The sequence below is a fragment of the Ruegeria sp. AJ12 genome (assembly GCF_056536245.1).
On the sequence record NZ_JBQFJJ010000001.1, the window covers coordinates 1143241 to 1160922 of the forward strand.

Sequence of the window (17682 nt, forward strand, 5' to 3'; positions counted from 1 at the left end):
AGGAATGGCAAAGGAAAAGTTTGAGCGTACAAAACCGCACGTCAACATCGGCACGATTGGGCATGTTGACCACGGCAAGACGACGCTGACCGCAGCGATCACCAAGTATTTCGGTGACTTCAAGGCGTATGACCAGATTGACGGCGCGCCGGAAGAGAAAGCGCGCGGGATCACCATCTCGACCGCCCACGTGGAATACGAGACCGACGCGCGCCACTATGCGCATGTCGACTGCCCCGGCCACGCTGACTACGTCAAGAACATGATCACCGGTGCCGCGCAGATGGACGGCGCGATCCTGGTTGTGAACGCCGCTGACGGCCCGATGCCGCAGACCCGCGAGCACATCCTGCTGGGCCGCCAGGTTGGCATCCCGAAGATGGTCGTGTTCATGAACAAGGTCGACCAGGTCGACGACGAAGAGCTGCTGGAACTGGTGGAAATGGAAATCCGCGAGCTGCTGTCTTCGTATGAGTACCCCGGCGACGATGTTCCGATCATCGCAGGCTCGGCTCTGGCCGCGATGGAAGGCAACAACCCGGAAATCGGCGAAGAGAAGATCAAGGAACTGATGCAGGCGGTTGACGACTACATCGACACGCCGGAGCGCGAAGTCGACAAGCCGTTCCTGATGCCGGTGGAAGACGTGTTCTCGATCTCGGGCCGTGGCACCGTTGTGACCGGTCGTGTCGAGCGTGGCGTGATCAATGTGGGCGACGAGATCGAAATCGTCGGCATCCGCGACACCCAGAAAACCACCTGCACCGGTGTCGAGATGTTCCGCAAGCTGCTGGATCGCGGCGAAGCGGGCGACAACATCGGCGCCCTGCTGCGCGGCATCGACCGTGACGGTGTTGAGCGCGGCCAGGTTCTGTGTAAGCCCGGCTCGGTGACCCCGCACACCAAGTTCGAGGCCGAAGCCTACATCCTGACCAAGGAAGAGGGCGGTCGTCACACCCCGTTCTTCGCGAACTATCGCCCGCAGTTCTATTTCCGGACCACGGACGTGACCGGCACCGTGACCCTGGCCGAAGGCACCGAGATGGTCATGCCTGGTGACAATGTCGGTTTCAGCGTCGAGCTGATCGCGCCGATCGCGATGGAAGACGGTCTGCGCTTCGCCATCCGCGAAGGCGGCCGCACCGTCGGCGCAGGCGTCGTCTCGAAAATCATCGAGTAATCGGTGGCGCCGACGGGAGTATTCGTCGAATAATCTCGGGCTCAACCGCTGCAACAAAATAGGCCGCCTCTCAGGGGCGGCCTATTTTTGTTACCTTTCGGCGTTTTAATCTGCGGACCACTCTTAGGAATAGATCACTCTCTACCTTCAGTCGTGAAGAGAAACCGCAGCAGGTCAAACACGGTGGTGGCACGGTATGGCATACCTTTGTTCATTCAGATTTGAACGTCCGGAAACCGCCGCCACGCATCCTGTTCAATTGCACGTTCCTGCCGCATGAAAGGGTGAAATATGTTTGGTACTCAGTTCGCAGTCAACTGCACACGACTTCTGCATAGCGACGATCTTGATGACATGCGGGACGCGATCCTGTGTGATCCGTCCACGAACGCAGATCACCCAGTTGATTCGGTCAAAGGAAAGGAAACGCCTCAAATGGACAAGGTCACTGCCCTGAAACGGTGCGGCTGATCCGCAAGCCGGGTGCAAAGCCGACGCCAGCGTCGATTTTGGAATTACCGAATAGTTGTGAAAAGCGGCGAGAGGTGTTCGCTCTAAACAAGCCCAAGGGCCCACTCCATGGAACCAAAGAAGGCCGTCCTGAAACAGGGCGGCCTTTTTCTCATCACATTTATGCGTATCCTGCTGGAAACAAAGCAGCCCTTTTGGACAAAATGTTCGCAGCATTAACCAATCTTATCAAAGTTATCACACTGGCCGTCTGTTTGACGGTCTCGACCAGCGACAGCGCTTTTTCCAAGCCGCTTCTCACAAATTCGCAGTCCACCTTCGTTTCCGCTTGCCTGGATCAACAGGATACATCCGAGCGCCTGATTGAAATCTGCCAGAGTGGGCTGGGCGAGGCCGGTGCCTCGGACAGGCAACGAATTGAAATGCTCGACGTGCTGGCCTGGGCCTATTTCGATCTGGATGATCTTGAGAAGGCCGAATCGGCATTTGACGAAATCCTGACATTAAGCCCCAACGCCGAGCCGGGCCTGCAAGGTCTTGGGTGGATGCGGTATTACCGCGACGACTATGTTGCAGCCGCCGATTTGTTCCGGCAGGCGGTGTCACGCAAACCGACGGCCCAAAACATGGCCGGACTGGCCGCAAGCCAATACAGCGGCGGTCAGATTGATTTTGATGCGTTTGAAGGCCAGATGCGCACGGCTTTGGCTCTGGAGCCAGAGTATAGCTGGGCAATCCGTGAATTGGCATGGGTGCAGGTTGACGAAGGTCTATATGACGACGCGCTGGCATCGTTCCGGGCTGCTGTAGACGTGGATTCCAGCGATCCCTATGCAGAATACGGTGTGGCCTATGTTCTGACCGAACAGGACGAGTGGGACAGTGCCTTTTACCACGTAACTCGGGCGCTGGAATTGTACCCTGATTTCATTTCCGCCAAATCGCGCCGGTCTCTTATTCTGCTGATGTTGGATCGCCCGAAACAGGCCTTGAAAGATGCCGAGGCCGTTATTGCAGCCAAGCCTGACGAGGCGGACGGCTATGTTCGAAAGGCACGGGCGCTGTCTGCCCTGGGTCGGCGGTCAGAGGCGCATACAGTTTTGGCAAATGCAGAAGGTCGGGCAGGTCCCAGCAGCTACTTGTTGTATTGGCGGGCAAGTTTGTTGGCCGATGATCTGGACTACGCGTCTGCGCTGACGCAAATCCGGCGAAGCGTTGAACGGGAGGACGCCGATCACTTTGACCACCGTCTCCACGCTGAAATCGCGCTCTGGCTGGACAGGGAGGAAGAGGCGCGTGGTGCCATCGACCGGGCGCTCGAACTGGACCCTGAGGGGTCGTACATTCAGTTCACGAATGCGCTGATTCTTTTAGGGGAAGGGAAGTTCGAAACAGCAGAAATGACGTTCGATGCGGCCATTGAGGCGGGTTTGTCCGAGGACAATTTGAGCGAATTTCTGTCGTCACTCGTGGCCGAGGGGCGGTTTGTACAGGCGATACGGATGCGATTGCGGTACAGCAATCGTGCGGTTGGAGCCGACGATGAAATCACGGAATTTAATTGACCGCAAACAGCGGCATGTCAGCGTCCCCACCTTTTGCAATTCAACCGCTTTCGCGATGTGTCTCAGGAAATTGCAGCTTCGGCTGCGCCTCGCACAGCCTTGATGTTGTTACCGTAAACCCCGGGATTTTCGACTGAACCGCCTTTGAATACAGCGGAGCCTGCAACCAGCACATCTGCACCTGCCGCAGCGACCAGAGGTGCGGTTTGAGGGTCAACGCCACCATCAATTTCGATATGGACCGGACGGTCGCCGATCATTTGGCGCAGGCGGCGCACCTTGCCGGTCATATCGATGAACTTCTGCCCGCCGAACCCCGGGTTCACCGTCATCACGCACACCAGATCGGCAAGGTCCAACAGGTGTTCGACGGCCTCTGCCGGAGTGCCCGGGTTCAGCGCAACGCCTGCTTTCATCCCCGCGGCGCGAATGGCCTGCAACGTGCGATGGGTGTGGGGACCAGCCTCGACATGGGCCGTCAGTATGTCGGCCCCGGCATCGGCATAGGCCTGAATGTAAGGATCGACCGGCGTGATCATCAGGTGAACGTCCATCACCGTTTTCACGTGCGGGCGAAAGGCTTTGACCGCCGGAGGCCCAAATGTAAGGTTCGGAACGAAATGACCGTCCATCACATCTATGTGGACCCAGTCCGCGCCCTGCGCCTCAATGGCCTGAATTTCCTGCCCGAAATTGGCAAAATCGGCAGACAGGATCGATGGGGCGATCTTGATCGTGCGGTCAAAGCTCATTGCGACCTCGTATTGGCAAATCGTTTGAAGAGCATATAGCGGCAGCATTCCCGGAAGGGTAGCCCTGGGCCTGTTCTGTTAGCGGGTATTCGGCGGAACCGTTGCTCCGGCGCCGTTACAAAACTTTCACGCAACCGACACAAAGCCGTTGAACGCCATCTGTAGCTGACCGCCAATACGAACTGGGGGTGGCACGTGCTGCGTATCGAAAAACTGACCAAGCGTTTTGGCGACAACACGGCCGTCGATTCTGCGACATTGGATGTCGACAAACCCTGCATGATCGGAATCATCGGACGGTCCGGTGCGGGCAAATCAACATTGCTGCGGATGATCAACCGCCTGACGGATTCCAGCGACGGTCAGATCCTGTTTGAGGGCCGCGACGTGACGCAGCTCAAGGGCCGCGAAAAACGTGCGTGGCAGGCGGATTGCGCGATGATTTTTCAGCAGTTCAACCTTGTGCCCCGAATGGACGTTGTCTCGAACGTATTGCATGGAACGCTGAACCGCCACTCGACTCTGGCGACCATGTTCAATCTGTTTCCGATGGAAGAGATTCACTGCGCTATCGATATTCTGGACCGTCTCGGTATCGCCGAGCACGCGCCAAAGCGGGCCGAGGCCTTGTCAGGTGGGCAGCAGCAGCGCGTCGCCATCGCCCGCGCCCTCATGCAAGACCCCAGGATCATTCTGGCGGACGAGCCGATTGCGTCGCTGGACCCGATGAATGCGCAGGTCGTGATGCAGGCTTTGCGCCGGATTCACGAAGAAGATGGTCGGACGGTGATCGCCAACCTGCACACATTGGACACAGCCCGTCGCTATTGCGACCGCGTGGTCGGAATGCGCGATGGGCGCATCGTTTTTGACGGGTTGCCAGAGCAGCTGACCACCGGCGTCGCCCGTGAGATCTACGGCGCAGATGCAAGCTTCTCCGAAGAGGCAACGTCGACGGAAATCGAATCGCTCGATGCCGCTCAGAAAGCTTTGATGGAAGCCGAAGCCACCATCTGAGAGACACCTTCCTTTCATCGCCCGGTCCGATGAGAGGCCGGGAACATCAACCTGGAGAGAGACAGATGAAGAAACTGCTTACTGCCCTTGTGGCAACTACGGCGCTGGCCACCCCGGTCATGGCTCAGGACATCAGCGAGTTCCGCATTGGTATTCTGGGTGGCGAAAACGCCCAAGACCGGCTGAACAACAACGAGTGCCTGCGCCAGTACACCGAGGAGGAACTGGGCGTTGAAACCAAGCTGTTTGCGCCTGCCGACTATGATGGCGTGATCCAGGGCCTTTTGGGTGGCACCATCGACATGGCATGGCTGGGGGCTTCGGGCTATGCCAAAACCTATCTGAGCGACCCCGAAGCGGTTGAGCCGGTTCTGGTCAAGGTGAACGTGGATGGCGGCTATGGGTATTACTCGATTGGATTTGCCCGCAAGGACAGCAACATCACCTCGCTGGAAGACATGAAGGGCAAGACCTTTGGCTTCGGCGATCCGAACTCGACCTCGGGTTATCTGATTCCTTCCATTGAGATTCCTCAGGCGACCGGTGCGACCATGGACTCGGGTGACTATTTTGGTGAAGTGAAGTTCACCGGCGGTCACGAGCAGACCATTGTCGCGGTGAACAACGGCGACGTTGACGGTGGTGTGACCTGGGCCGACGGTCTGGGCGACTGGGAAGACGGCTTTAACTCGGGTGCCCTGCGCCGCGCGGTTGACGCGGGTCTGGTCGACATGAACGACATGGTCATGATCTGGCAGTCCCAGCCGATCCCGGAAGGCCCGGTTGTTATCCGCAAGTCGTTGCCGGCCGAGGTAAAGGCAAAAATGACCAAGCTTTGGGATGAGTTGAGCGAAAAAGATCGCGAGTGTTTTTACGGCGTCGCGGCAGGCGAAGCAAAGAGCTTCGATCCGATTACACATGAGGCCTACGAAGTCATCATCGAAGCCCGCAAGCTGAAATCCAACTAAGCCTGCAACTCCAATAAACGGGGTCCGGTGCGAAACCGGACCCCGTTTTTCCGCTCGGGAGCATTCCATGACAGACCTGACGTCAGGGTCCTTCAGCGTCGACCGAATTCGCGACGACTACACTGCTATGACACGACGCAAGCGGGTCTATGGTGGCATTCTTCTGATCCTCTTCGTGGCCCTGATGGCTGCCGGGTTTCGCACCGCCGATAGTCGGAACGCCGGCAGTTTCATCGATGGCTGGCACCGTGTTTTGGACTATCCGACTGAAGTTCTGGCCGAGGCGTGGGAGAAAATCGGCGCCATGCCGGAAAACCTCGTCAGATTCTACCCGGCCCTGATTGAGACCATTAACATTGCCGCCGCATCGACGCTGATCGGTACGATCGTCGGAACGTTTCTGGCCCTGATGTCGACCCGGGGTATGGCGCTCTGGCCTTCGCTGATCCCGCTGTTTCGCCGCATCGCCGATATCTGCCGCGCAGTGCCTGAAATCGTAATCGCACTGGTACTGATCTTTGTGCTTGGCGGGGGACCGGTTCCTGCGATGATCGCCATTGCCATCCATACCGCCGGTGCGCTGGGCAAACTGTTCTCGGAAGTGAATGAAAACGCCTCGCTCAAGCCCATCGAGGGGCTGCATTCCGTCGGGGCCAACTGGTCGCAGCGGATGTATCTGGGCGTGATCCCGCAGGTCGGCCCAAACTATGTCAGCTATGCCCTCCTGCGGCTCGAGATCAACATCCGGGCATCGGCCATCCTGGGTTTCGTTGGTGCAGGTGGTCTCGGGTACGAGTTGCGAAACTCGATGTCCTGGGGGCAGGGCCGCTATGACGAAGCTGCCGCCATTTTCCTCCTGCTATTTGTTACCATTGTCATCGTGGATCAGATATCGGGCTATCTGCGCGACCGCCTGACCCACGGGTCGGAAAAAGGAGCCTCGGCATGAGCACCTTCGCGACCGACCTGTCGATGGATGAATTGAAGGCAGAGGCTGAGCGCCTGTTCAGCCGCAAGCGGCTGATGAACTTTGGTCTGCCCGCGCTGGTTCTGGTGTATCTGGTTTACGTCTTCTTCGCTTTTGACGTCCCCGGTTTGGCGGCGCGGGCCAATTGGGACAACGGCAAGACATTGGTTGCCGACAGTTACAGCTACAAGACGCATGTCGAACGTGACAATCGCACCGGTGAGATTTCCGCCGCCATCGAAGGCGAGCGCAAAGGTGCGTACCCGGAAGGTGAAGCCCCCGATTGGGTAACGCTGGGCGAAACAACCGTGATCGACCTCGAAGACGGCCATGTTGTGCGTTTTGGGCCGGAAACTATCGAATATGACATACCTGGTTACGGGACCGTGCGCGCCACCCCAACCCGCGCGGCAGGCGTTCAGGCAGAGCTGCCAGCTGGCGATGTGCCAGATTGGATCAATGTTTCGAAAAACCGTCTGGCCATCACGACAGATGCCGGTCGTCTGACCGTGACCCGCAACCGATCCGAGGTGTTCCGCTATTTCAATGGTTGGGAATTGTTCTGGTTCACGCTGGACAGCCCCTATTACGGCCAATCAGTCTCGGACCTTGTGGGAAAGGCGACGTCGGGTGAGACCGGCGCGATACTGAACGACTTCTGGACCAACAAGATGTGGCGCCATCAGGATGTGGCCTGGGCCATCTTTGAAACAATACTCATGGCGTTTCTGGGCACGTTCGGCGCGGCCATTGTCGCCTTGCCACTGGCCTTCCTTGCAACGCGGAACTTCAACCCGCTGAGGTCGGTTCGCTTTGTTACACGCCGCATCTTTGACTTTGTGCGCGGTGTCGATGCACTGATCTGGACGGTCATTCTGGCCCGGGCGTTTGGCCCCGGCCCCCTGACCGGCGCGTTGGCAATGCTGGTCACGGACACAGGCACGTTCGGTAAGATCTTCTCGGAAGCGCTGGAAAACGTGGATCAGAAACAGATCGAAGGCGTTCAATCGACCGGCGCGAATGCACCACAACGCTACCGGTTTGGCGTCATCCCTCAGGTGACACCTGTATTGCTCAGCCAATTGCTGTATTTCCTCGAGTCGAACACCCGCAGCGCGACGATTATTGGCGCAATCACCGGGGGCGGGATCGGTCTGTTGCTGACGCAGGCGATTATCACCCAGAAGGATTGGGAAGAGGTGGCGTACTACATCGTTCTTATCATCCTAATGGTGATGCTGATGGATTGGTTCTCGGGTGTATTACGCCGCCGGCTGATCAAGGGCGAAACAGGTAAAGAACGCAAACCCAAGCCCACTAAAACGCAGAAGGCAACGACCGTCTGAGACATACAGGAAGATTGGAAAGACCAATGGCGCGACTAAGCCCGGACCAGCCGTTCATTCATAACGATTGCAGTATTACCGGCAGCACCTTTGGAGCCTATGTGGAGATCGGTGCGGGCAGCCGGATCGCAAACTCGGTCGTGGGGGACTATTCCTATTGCGATCGGACCTGTGACGTTGCCAATGCCGAGATCGGCAAGTTCGCAAACATTGCGAGTTTCACGCGGATCGGGGCAACCGATCACCCGATGGACAAGGCGTCTCAGCATCACTTTCTGTATCGGTCCGCGAGCTACTGGGACGATGAGGCAGATGATGCCGAATGGTTTGCTTACCGCGCCAGCCGGACGTCACGGATCGGGCATGATACATGGATCGGCCACGCGGCCATCATCAAGCCCGAAGTCGAGATTGGTCACGGCGCGGTCGTTGCTGCCGGGGCGGTCGTCACCAAGGACGTTCCGCCCTACACGATTGTCGGAGGCGTGACGGCACAACCCATCCGTCGACGCTACGCGCCAGAGATTGCCGACAGGATGTTGGCGTTGTCCTGGTGGGACTGGGACAATGAACGCTTGCGCCGGGCCCTGCCGGATTTCCGGGCACTTAAGGCCGAAGCTTTTCTGGAGAAGTACGAATAGGCCAAACCCTGTTGCGTTTCAGTCTTCATTCAGAGTCAGGGTGACCCGTTCACCGGCAAAAACGGTTCTACCGTATTCGACCGGCACACCCTCTGGGTCCGCGTTTATGCCGACCGAGAACAGAATCGGCGCGCCTTCTGCCAGTTTGAGGTGCAATGCCTGGGTCGCTGTCGCCGCCCGGGCGGTAAGCCGCGTGGAAACCCGGGTGTAGTCGGTGACGCCAAATTGTTGCAAGGCCCTGGTCACGGATTGGGTTTCGGTCAGAGCCTGCAGGATGTCTGGAAACCGGTTGGCGGGAAACACGCTTTGAAACAGGCCGATCGGTTGACCATCTGCCAGTGACAGGCCGTCATAGACATGCACAACATCGCCGGTTTGCAAGTTCAAAGCCTTGGCCTCTGCCTGATCCGCCGCACGTGTTGTGAGGGCGAGGATCGTTTTGCCCGGTATCTTGCCACTTGCCGAAATGCTCTTGTGATACCTGACGCGTTTGCCGATCGGGTAATCCGTCGGTTGGGCAGCGACAAACACGCCCGCCCCGCGTCTGGCATGTACAAGACCCTGTTCCGCCATGTCAGCCAACGCGCGGCGAACTGTATGGCGATTGACGCCGTGTGTGGCTGCCAATTGCGCCTCGGTCGGCAGTCGGTCGCCGGTGTGATACCGCCCTTCGGCGATATCCGAGGTCAGGCTCAGGGCGATGCTTTTCCAGACAGGTGTTTTGCTCATGTCATCAAATATTCACAGAGTTGCGGATTGCGAGTCACGCCAGCGGGCTGTAGTATTTGTCTAGTTGTATATTTCATGTAGACAACCCGGCCAAGAGGCTTTGATGACACATCAGACAGAAATCGCGCTCGCCGCGCGCAAGGAGTGGATGGGGCTTTTGGCCCGCGCCCCAGAGCACGCGGTAACGACGCTTTGGGACAAGGTTCCCGACCATCCGTCCTTTGAATGGCTGCGCAGCCCCGAGGTTGGCGGCGTAATGGTGCGCGGGCGTACCGGAGCAACGGGCGCTCCGTTTAACCTGGGCGAAATGACGGTTACGCGCTGCTCGTTGGTCTTGGCGGACGGCACCGTCGGGCATGGCTACGTGCAGGGCCGGTCCAAAGCTCAGGCCGAAAAAGCCGCGCTGGTTGATGCGCTGATGCAAACACCGGCGGCTGAAACGGTGCGCGCGCGGGTTCTGGACCCGTTGAAGCAACAGGCACGTGCGGCCAAGACCACACGTGCCGCCAAAGCGGCGGCAACGAAAGTCGAGTTCTTCACGATGGTGCGGGGGGAAGACTGATGAACGCTCAAACCCAGTTCTCGGGCGGGTTCAGAAATGCGCCGGTGGACGCGGCCCATGCGTTTCGCGCGGCAATGACAGTGATGGCCCGTCCCGGCGAAATTCGCAGGTTATCGGGCGCCGAGGCACCCGCCCCGCTTTCCACGGCAGCCGGTACTTTATTGCTAACGCTGTGTGATCCGGAAACCAAAGTGTATCTCGCCGGTGCCGTCAATACGGACGCGGTGCGCCAATGGCTCACGTTCCACACCGGCGCGCCATTCGTGTCGGCCTCCGAGGCGGATTTTGCCGTAGGGACGTGGGATGCTTTGGGATCGCTCAACACCTATCGCATTGGCACGCCGGAATACCCGGATCGCTCGGCCACACTGATCGTTGAATGTGAAAGCCTGCAGCAGGACGGCGCGGTTCTCAGCGGTCCGGGCATCAAGGACAAGGCGCGACTGTCGTTGCCCGATACCAACGCGATGCGGGCCAATGCAGCGCTGTATCCGCTGGGGTGTGATTTCTTTCTGACCTGCGGCGACCAGATTGCTGGGCTGCCACGCAGCACGCAAATCGGGATGGAGGGCTAGACGATGTATGTGGCTGTAAAAGGGGGCGAAAAAGCCATCGATAACGCCCATGCCTGGCTGTCCGAGGAACGGCGCGGGTCAACCGATGTGGCGGAACTGAGCCTTGCCCAGATCCGCGAGCAACTGAGCCTTGCGGTGAACCGGGTCATGGCCGAAGGGTCTCTGTTCGATCCCGATCTGGCGGCGTTGGCCATCAAACAGGCGCGCGGCGACCTGATCGAGGCGATCTTCTTGATCCGTGCGTATCGCACCACGCTGCCACGGTTCGGCTACTCCAACCCGGTTGAGACCGGAGAGATGGCGTGTGATCGTCGGATCTCGGCCACGTTCAAGGACGCGCCAGGGGGGCAAGTGCTGGGGCCGACCTTCGACTACACCCACCGGTTGCTGGACTTCAAGCTGGCCGCAGAAGGGGACGTGCCGTCTGCACCTGAAGGAACCGCGCGACAGGAGCGCACCCCGCATATCACCGAGTTCCTAAAGGGCGAGGATATCATTCAGGACGAGCTTTCAACCGATCAGACGCCGGGCGACCTTACCCGCGAACCGATGGAGTTCCCGTCGAACCGGCCGCTGCGCCTGCAATCGCTGACACGTGGCGACGAAGGGTTTGTTCTGGGAATGGCCTATTCCACCCAGCGTGGCTATGCCCGCAACCACGCCTTTGTCGGCGAATTGCGGATCGGTAAGGTGTCGGTTGAAATGGAGATCCCGGAACTGGGATTTGCCATCGAGATCGGTGAAATTGAGCTGACCGAATGTGAAACGGTGAACCAGTTCAAGGGCTCCAAAACCGAACCACCCCAGTTCACGCGTGGTTATGGTCTGGTTTTTGGCCAGTCCGAGCGCAAGTCGATCGCAATGGCTTTGGTGGATCGCGCTCTGCGTTGGAAAGAGCTTGGAGAAGACAATCTGGGCGCACCCGCACAGGACGAGGAGTTTGTCCTTAGCCATGCGGACAACATTCAGGCCACAGGGTTCCTGGAGCATATCAAACTGCCGCATTATGTGGATTTTCAGTCCGAACTGGAACTGGTCCGGAAACTGCGCCGCGAGGCCGAAGAGCGGATCACGCCCAAGGAGGCTGCGGAATGAAAGCGGTCGTTTTTGATATCGGTGGCGTTCTGGTCGATTGGCAGCCGCATTTGGCATGGCTCGAGGAACTGGGCTCGGAAGAGGCTGCACATGCTTTCGTCGAGCGCACAGATTTTCGGGCCCGGAACGCCCGTGGCGACAACGGAGAACGCTTTGCGGACCTCGCCAAAGAACTTGATGATCCAATGGATCAAAGCCTGTTTGCGGCCTATGTCGAGTTGTATACACGGACGGTTAGAACCCCCATTCACGGCACCTGGCAGGTCCTGGACCGGCTCAAAGCGCAAGGCACACCCGTTCACGCCATCACCAACTGGTCGGCTGAGACCTGGCCGGAAGGGCTAAAGGTTCACCCGCGTCTTGCCGAAGTGTTCGGAACGCTTGTTGTTTCGGGGCAGGAAGGGGTGATGAAGCCGGATGCGCGGATCTTCAGGTTGCTGTGCGACCGGGCAGGGATCGCGCCTGAAGATTGCGTTTTCATCGATGACGGGCCGCACAATGTCGAAGGCGCGCGCGCCGTCGGTATGGAAGGCATCCATTTCACCACGCCACGGGCGCTGGAAATCGCGTTGATCGAAAGAGGTTTGCTATGAGCGAGTACAACTTCGCCTATCTGGACGAACAGACCAAACGGATGATCCGCCGGGCGATCCTGAAGGGGCTTGCCGTACCGGGCTATCAAGTGCCCTTCGCAAGCCGCGAAATGCCGATGCCCTATGGGTGGGGGACGGGTGGGGTGCAGGTTTCCGCTGCAACCCTGACGCCGGATGACACGTTCAAGGTGATCGACCAAGGCGCAGACGACACGACCAACGCGGTGTCGATCCGCAAGTTCTTTGAGAACACCGCCGGAGTTGAGACGACCGAAGAGACGGACAAGGCGACCGTGATACAGACCCGCCACCGCATTCCCGAGGCGAAGCTGACCGCCGATCAGATCATCGTCTATCAAGTGCCCATCCCGGAACCGCTGCGGTTTCTGGAACCGCGCGAGACCGAGACCCGCAAGATGCACAGCCTTGAGGAATATGGGTTGATGCATGTGAAACTGTACGAGGATATCAGTCAGCACGGGGCGATCTCGACCTCCTACGCCTATCCGGTGAAGGTTTCCGAGCGTTACGTGATGGACCCGTCTCCAATCCCGAAATTTGACAACCCGAAACTTGAGATGGACGCGATCCAGTTGTTCGGCGCCGGGCGGGAACAGCGGATTTACGCGGTGCCGCCCCATACCAAAGTGGTCAGCCTCGATTTCGAAGATTACCCGTTCGAAGCCACCAAAGCGAACCACCCCTGTGATTTGTGCGGGGCCGAGGACAGTTACCTGGATGAGGTCATCATGGATGATGCGGGCAACCGGATGTTTGTCTGCTCGGACACCGATTATTGCCGGTCGCGCCGCGCGGCGGGACATGTGGGCCGATTGGCCGAGGAGAACGCGGCATGACCCCCCTGTTGCAAGTCAAAAACATCGAAAAACGTTACGGTGCGCGGATCGGATGCACGAATGTGAGTTTCGATCTCTACCCTGGAGAGGTGATGGGGATCGTCGGCGAAAGCGGATCGGGCAAGTCGACGCTGCTGAACTGCATGGCCGGTCATCTGGAACCCGATGCAGGGCAGGTGATCTTTGACACAAGGGCGGACGGCCCGGTGGATACCATCACCATGTCCGAGCCTGAGCGTCGGATGCTGAGCCGCACCGACTGGGCCTTTGTGCACCAGCACGCCCGTGACGGGCTGCGTATGTCGGTGAGTGCAGGCGGCAACATCGGCGAGCGGCTGATGGCCGTTGGGGATCGCCATTACGGCGACATCCGCGACAAGGCCATCGACTGGCTGGGGCGGGTGGAAATCGAGGAAGGGCGCGTTGATGACCGCCCGACTGCATTTTCCGGCGGGATGCAACAGCGGTTGCAGATTGCGCGCAATCTGGTGACCGGACCGCGACTGGTGTTCATGGACGAACCGACGGGTGGCCTCGACGTTTCGGTGCAGGCGCGGCTGTTGGACCTGTTGCGCGGGCTGGTGCGCGAAATGGGGCTGAGTGCGATCATCGTCACGCATGACCTTGCCGTGGTGCGCCTGTTGGCGGACCGGTTGATGGTGATGAAGGACGGCCACGTGGTCGAGGCCGGTCTGACCGATCAGGTGCTGGACGATCCGCAACATGCGTACACGCAGTTGCTGGTTTCCAGCGTGTTGCAAGTGTGAGGGCGATGACATGATTGAACTCAAAGACGTGAGCAAAAGCTTCACCCTTCACAATCAGGGCAGCGCGGTTATCCCGGTCATGGATGGTGCGTCGCTCAATGTTGCGCCCGGCGAATGCGTTGCCCTGACCGGCGCATCCGGGGCCGGAAAGTCCACGCTGATGCGCGTGATCTACGGGAATTATCTGGCCGCTGCGGGACAGGTCCTGGTCGGTGGTTTGGATGTGGCCAGGGCCGAGCCGCGCGAGATTCTGGCGCTACGGCGCGAAACGCTGGGGTATGTCAGCCAGTTTCTGCGCGTGGTGCCCCGGGTACCGACGCTGGAGGTGGTTGCTGAACCCTTGTTTGCCCTTGGCCGGGATCGGCAGGTGGCGCTGGACAAGGCGGCCGCGCTGCTCGGCCGGTTGAACATTCCCGAACGGTTGTGGGCCCTCAGCCCGACAACCTTCTCGGGCGGTGAGCAGCAGCGGGTGAACATTGCGCGGGGGTTCGCGCACGACTACCCGGCGATGCTCTTGGATGAGCCGACAGCAAGCCTGGACGCTCAGAACCGTGAAACCGTGTTGTCGCTGATCATGGAAGCCAAGACCCGGGGCGCGGCGATTGTTGGCATCTTCCACGATACCGATGCCCGCGAGCGGGTCTGTGACCGAGAGGTCAACGTATCAGAATTCACGCCCGGACTGGCCGCATGAACCTGTGCCCGGTCATAGCCGTTGTCGGCCCATCCGGGGTTGGCAAGGACAGTGTGATGGAAGCGTTGGCCGCAAGCGCCCCCGATATTCACCGAGTCCGGCGCGTGATCACGCGGCCCGAGGGCGAAGAGGGCGAAGATTTTGACCGGGTCTCGATCGAGGTGTTCGAGCAGATGGTGCTGGATGGCGCTTTTGCGCTGCATTGGCCCGCGCATGGATTGCTTTACGGCGTTCCGTCCGAGATTTCTCAGCAGCGGCAGGTGGCGGCCGCCGTGCTTGTGAATCTGTCCCGTGCCGTCTTGCGGCAGGCCCAAGAGGTCTTTGGCAACCTGATCGTGATATCGCTGACCGCAGATGCGGAGGTTCTGGCGCAACGCCTGTCCAAACGGGCGCGCGAAAGTTCGGGCGAACAGGCGCGACGTCTTGGTCGGGCCAAGGCTCCGTTGCCGGACGGCCTGAACCGCGTCATCGAAATCGACAATTCAGGGGCCCTGGACGATACGGTCGGTGAAATCCTTGCCGTTCTTCAGCCGGAAAGCGCGTAGCGATGGATCAGATGAAAGCGCCCGTCCTCAGCCTCGCCCACCAGCGCCAGATCGTTGATCTGAAATGGCGCCGGCAGCAAGGGTGCCAGGTTTGTGTCCAGCGCGGCCTGTACATTGGTCAGTGTCGTTTTGTCCAGCTTGCCACTCAAGGTGATGTGAAAACGGAACGAGCCCAGCACGTAGGGATAGCCCCAGCGGACCAGATTGGCGTCCTGCTCTGGGGTCAGACCATTGGCGCGTCGACGGTCCAGCTCTGCCTGGGTCGCGGGAGCCCGAAACTGGTCCAGGTCCTGAACACAGGCCGTGGCCAACGCGTTCAGCGCATGCGGATTGCCCAAGGGTCGCAAGGCGAGAAAGCGCCCCAGACGTGCGATCTCAAGACCGTCCAATGCGACAGGCGTGCTTCTGTGCGCCAACGCAGCGCAGGCCTCTTGCAACGCGCCGAACGACTGCCCATGGCACAGACGAAACGGCGGTTTCAGGGTCGCGTGCAACCCGTACTTGCGCGGCACTTCTGTGATGGCCGAAGCATCAACGCCTTCGATATTGGGGTGAGGCATCTCGGCCCCTGCCTCCATGTCCCAACCCAGCCACCGGGTTGCAAATTTCGTCCATTCCGCCTCGGCGGGTGGCGCAAAATAGATCGCGTATCGCGTGAATGTCACATTGGCCTCCTATTGCGTGGCCTTCCAATAGCTTTAAATGCGTGAAGTTCAGATGACAGAAGACTTGATCCTTGCCAATGCCACGCTTGTGTTGCCCGACGAAACCGTGACCGGCAGCGTTCGGATCGTCGGCGAGATCATTGCCGAGGTGGATACAGGAGCATCGGTTCCACCTGGTGCGATTGATTGCGAGGGTGACTACATCAGCCCTGGCCTCGTCGAGCTGCACACAGACAACCTCGAACGTCACATTCAGCCGCGTCCTAAGGTGGACTGGCCACATGCCGCAGCGATTATTGCCCATGACGCGGAACTGGCCAGCACGGGGATTACAACGGTGTTCGACGCGATGCGGGTCGGGTCCATCCCATCCGGCGCTGGGCGGTACCTGAAATACGCCCGTGGCCTGTCGCGGGAACTGTGGCAATTGCGAGAGCAGGACGCGCTCAAGATCAGTCACTTCCTGCATCTCCGGGCCGAGGTCTGCTCAGAAACCCTCGTCGAGGAACTGGACGAGTTCGGTCCCGAGGACCGGGTAGGGCTGGTCTCGATCATGGATCATACGCCCGGCCAGCGACAGTTTCGCGATGTGTCGAAGCTGGAAGCCTACATGAAGGGCAAGCATGCCATGGACGATGACATGTTCATGCAACATGTGGCCCAATTGAAAGGCCTGCGTGACCGACACGGCGACAAACACGAGATCGAAACGGTCAAAGCGGCACGACGGTTCGGGGCGGTTCTGGCCAGCCACGACGACACAACCGAGGATCAGGTGAAGGTGTCAGCCGGCCATGGGATTCGCCTTGCGGAATTCCCCACGACGGTTGAGGCCGCGCGGGCCTGTCATGATCACGACATCAAGGTCATGATGGGTGCGCCAAACGTAATCCGGGGCGGGTCGCACTCGGGCAACGTCGCGGCGCAAGAGCTTGCCGAACTCGGCCATCTGGACATTATGTCTTCGGACTACGTGCCCTCCGCGCTGTTGTTGTCGGCAGCGATGTTGGGCGCGCTTTGGGGAGACATGGCACGGGGCATGAAAACCGTGACGCTGACCCCGGCGCGTGCGGCGGGCTTGGACGACCGGGGCGAATTGCGCAGTGGGGCACGCGCCGACCTGATCCGCTTTCGCATGCGCGCGGGCGTTCCGGCGTTGAATGCGGTCTGGTCGCGGGGTCGCCGGGTTGCGTGAAAGCTCGAAAATTCCCGGTCAGGCCATGTAAAACAGGTAGCGGTCGGGCGCGATGCAGTCCGGCCCATCAATCCGATCAAACCCCACAAGCGGCTGTCCGGATATCAGCAGACCGCCAGGTTGCATCACGCGGGCAATCAGCGGACTGAGACGGGCCGCTTCGGCCACATCTTCGTCCTTGATCCCCCGACCCAGATCGTAATGCGCCATCACAATTTTTCGGCCCGTTTGGGCGAGTTGTTGCAACATCGGCTCGGCTTCGCCTTCCAGAAAATCCTCGGGCGGAGGTGTGCTGCTTGGGTGGCATTGCAGAACCCTGTCCATCACCCAGATCCTGCGATCCGGCAGAATTTCCCGAAGATGGTCATAGGTACGCCCGTTTCCGAGCCCCAGATCCAGAATATCGCCGTCCCTGTCCCCAATCCGCGCCGCTGCCCAGTTCAGGCCGTCGCGCTGGGCTGTCAGACGGCGTAGCATGGAATCCAGTCGGCTCATCAG

General features: G+C 59.4%; 21 protein-coding genes. 16 read left to right on the forward strand and 5 right to left on the reverse strand.

Translation table 11 applies throughout. The features are described 5' to 3' along the window. Positions 1-4 precede the first annotated feature (4 nt). Positions 5-1180 carry an elongation factor Tu gene (gene tuf, locus ACR3E0_RS05815; RefSeq protein ID WP_480477048.1) on the forward strand — a complete coding sequence of 392 codons (1176 nt, stop codon included), beginning with the start codon at positions 5-7 and terminating at the stop codon, positions 1178-1180. Between the two features lie 255 nt (positions 1181-1435). On the opposite strand, the gene ACR3E0_RS05820 is transcribed toward tuf, so the two are convergent. Beyond that, the gene (locus ACR3E0_RS05820) at positions 1436-1867 is read right to left on the reverse strand and encodes a hypothetical protein (protein ID WP_480477050.1); all 432 of its coding nucleotides are present in this window, start codon (positions 1865-1867) and stop codon (positions 1436-1438) included. Here ACR3E0_RS05820 and ACR3E0_RS05825 point away from each other — a divergent pair. After that, positions 1855-3216, forward strand: coding sequence for a tetratricopeptide repeat protein (locus ACR3E0_RS05825; protein ID WP_480477052.1), 1362 nt, complete (start codon positions 1855-1857; stop codon positions 3214-3216). The genes ACR3E0_RS05820 and ACR3E0_RS05825 overlap by 13 nt on opposite strands. Before the next feature lie 62 nt (positions 3217-3278). On the opposite strand, the gene rpe is transcribed toward ACR3E0_RS05825, so the two are convergent. Then, positions 3279-3968 carry a ribulose-phosphate 3-epimerase gene (gene rpe, locus ACR3E0_RS05830; protein ID WP_480477054.1) on the reverse strand — a complete coding sequence of 230 codons (690 nt, stop codon included), beginning with the start codon at positions 3966-3968 and terminating at the stop codon, positions 3279-3281. Between the two features lie 195 nt (positions 3969-4163). Here rpe and phnC point away from each other — a divergent pair, with 195 nt between their 5' ends. The 5 genes from phnC to ACR3E0_RS05855 all read left to right on the forward strand — a co-directional run bounded on the left by phnC (position 4164) and on the right by ACR3E0_RS05855 (position 8907). Continuing rightward, a complete protein-coding gene (gene phnC, locus ACR3E0_RS05835) occupies positions 4164-4985 on the forward strand; it encodes a phosphonate ABC transporter ATP-binding protein (protein WP_480477056.1) in 822 nt (273 codons plus the stop codon). Positions 4986-5050: 65 nt separating this feature from the next. After that, positions 5051-5953: a phosphonate ABC transporter substrate-binding protein gene (gene phnD, locus ACR3E0_RS05840; RefSeq protein WP_480477058.1), complete on the forward strand. Its 903-nt coding sequence runs from the start codon at positions 5051-5053 to the stop codon at positions 5951-5953. Positions 5954-6020: 67 nt separating this feature from the next. After that, positions 6021-6902, forward strand: a complete 882-nt coding sequence (gene phnE / locus ACR3E0_RS05845) for a phosphonate ABC transporter, permease protein PhnE (protein ID WP_480477060.1) — start codon at positions 6021-6023, stop codon at positions 6900-6902. Then, entirely contained in the window at positions 6899-8266 is a 1368-nt protein-coding gene (phnE, locus tag ACR3E0_RS05850) for a phosphonate ABC transporter, permease protein PhnE (protein ID WP_480477062.1), read from the forward strand. The genes phnE (ACR3E0_RS05845) and phnE (ACR3E0_RS05850) overlap by 4 nt, the downstream gene beginning before the upstream one ends. 26 nt (positions 8267-8292) lie before the next feature. Further along, entirely contained in the window at positions 8293-8907 is a 615-nt protein-coding gene (locus ACR3E0_RS05855) for an LbetaH domain-containing protein (RefSeq protein ID WP_480477064.1), read from the forward strand. Positions 8908-8925: 18 nt separating this feature from the next. Here the strand turns inward: ACR3E0_RS05855 and phnF are convergent, their stop codons facing one another. Continuing rightward, positions 8926-9636, reverse strand: a complete 711-nt coding sequence (gene phnF / locus ACR3E0_RS05860) for a phosphonate metabolism transcriptional regulator PhnF (RefSeq protein ID WP_480477066.1) — start codon at positions 9634-9636, stop codon at positions 8926-8928. A gap of 103 nt (positions 9637-9739) precedes the next feature. On the opposite strand from phnF, the gene phnG reads away from it, so the two are divergent. Genes phnG through phnN form a run of 8 tightly spaced genes read left to right on the forward strand, consistent with a single transcriptional unit; the run spans position 9740 to position 15324 of the window. After that, positions 9740-10198, forward strand: a complete 459-nt coding sequence (gene phnG, locus ACR3E0_RS05865; protein ID WP_480477068.1) for a phosphonate C-P lyase system protein PhnG — start codon at positions 9740-9742, stop codon at positions 10196-10198. Continuing rightward, positions 10198-10773 (forward strand): phosphonate C-P lyase system protein PhnH, encoded by a 576-nt coding sequence (gene phnH / locus ACR3E0_RS05870; RefSeq protein WP_480477070.1) that lies wholly within the window; start codon positions 10198-10200, stop codon positions 10771-10773. Before phnG ends, phnH begins: the two co-directional genes overlap by 1 nt. Before the next feature lie 3 nt (positions 10774-10776). Further along, positions 10777-11868 carry a carbon-phosphorus lyase complex subunit gene (locus tag ACR3E0_RS05875; protein ID WP_480477072.1) on the forward strand — a complete coding sequence of 364 codons (1092 nt, stop codon included), beginning with the start codon at positions 10777-10779 and terminating at the stop codon, positions 11866-11868. Next, the gene (locus ACR3E0_RS05880) at positions 11865-12461 is read left to right on the forward strand and encodes an HAD family hydrolase (RefSeq protein WP_480477074.1); all 597 of its coding nucleotides are present in this window, start codon (positions 11865-11867) and stop codon (positions 12459-12461) included. The genes ACR3E0_RS05875 and ACR3E0_RS05880 overlap by 4 nt, the downstream gene beginning before the upstream one ends. Further along, positions 12458-13318 (forward strand): alpha-D-ribose 1-methylphosphonate 5-phosphate C-P-lyase PhnJ, encoded by an 861-nt coding sequence (locus ACR3E0_RS05885; RefSeq protein WP_480477076.1) that lies wholly within the window; start codon positions 12458-12460, stop codon positions 13316-13318. The genes ACR3E0_RS05880 and ACR3E0_RS05885 overlap by 4 nt, the downstream gene beginning before the upstream one ends. After that, complete coding sequence (phnK, locus tag ACR3E0_RS05890; RefSeq protein WP_480477078.1) at positions 13315-14085, forward strand: phosphonate C-P lyase system protein PhnK; 771 nt, start codon at positions 13315-13317, stop codon at positions 14083-14085. The genes ACR3E0_RS05885 and phnK overlap by 4 nt, the downstream gene beginning before the upstream one ends. 10 nt (positions 14086-14095) lie before the next feature. After that, complete coding sequence (gene phnL / locus ACR3E0_RS05895) at positions 14096-14779, forward strand: phosphonate C-P lyase system protein PhnL (RefSeq protein ID WP_480477080.1); 684 nt, start codon at positions 14096-14098, stop codon at positions 14777-14779. Then, positions 14776-15324 (forward strand): phosphonate metabolism protein/1,5-bisphosphokinase (PRPP-forming) PhnN, encoded by a 549-nt coding sequence (gene phnN, locus ACR3E0_RS05900; protein WP_480477082.1) that lies wholly within the window; start codon positions 14776-14778, stop codon positions 15322-15324. Before phnL ends, phnN begins: the two co-directional genes overlap by 4 nt. Here the strand turns inward: phnN and ACR3E0_RS05905 are convergent. Beyond that, the gene (locus ACR3E0_RS05905) at positions 15306-15989 is read right to left on the reverse strand and encodes a DUF1045 domain-containing protein (protein ID WP_480477084.1); all 684 of its coding nucleotides are present in this window, start codon (positions 15987-15989) and stop codon (positions 15306-15308) included. The genes phnN and ACR3E0_RS05905 overlap by 19 nt on opposite strands. A 52-nt stretch (positions 15990-16041) precedes the next feature. On the opposite strand from ACR3E0_RS05905, the gene ACR3E0_RS05910 reads away from it, so the two are divergent. Next, positions 16042-17184, forward strand: coding sequence for an alpha-D-ribose 1-methylphosphonate 5-triphosphate diphosphatase (locus ACR3E0_RS05910; protein WP_480480952.1), 1143 nt, complete (start codon positions 16042-16044; stop codon positions 17182-17184). Between the two features lie 18 nt (positions 17185-17202). On the opposite strand, the gene ACR3E0_RS05915 is transcribed toward ACR3E0_RS05910, so the two are convergent. Further along, positions 17203-17679 carry a class I SAM-dependent methyltransferase gene (locus ACR3E0_RS05915; RefSeq protein WP_480477086.1) on the reverse strand — a complete coding sequence of 159 codons (477 nt, stop codon included), beginning with the start codon at positions 17677-17679 and terminating at the stop codon, positions 17203-17205. Between the last annotated feature and the right edge of the window lie 3 nt (positions 17680-17682).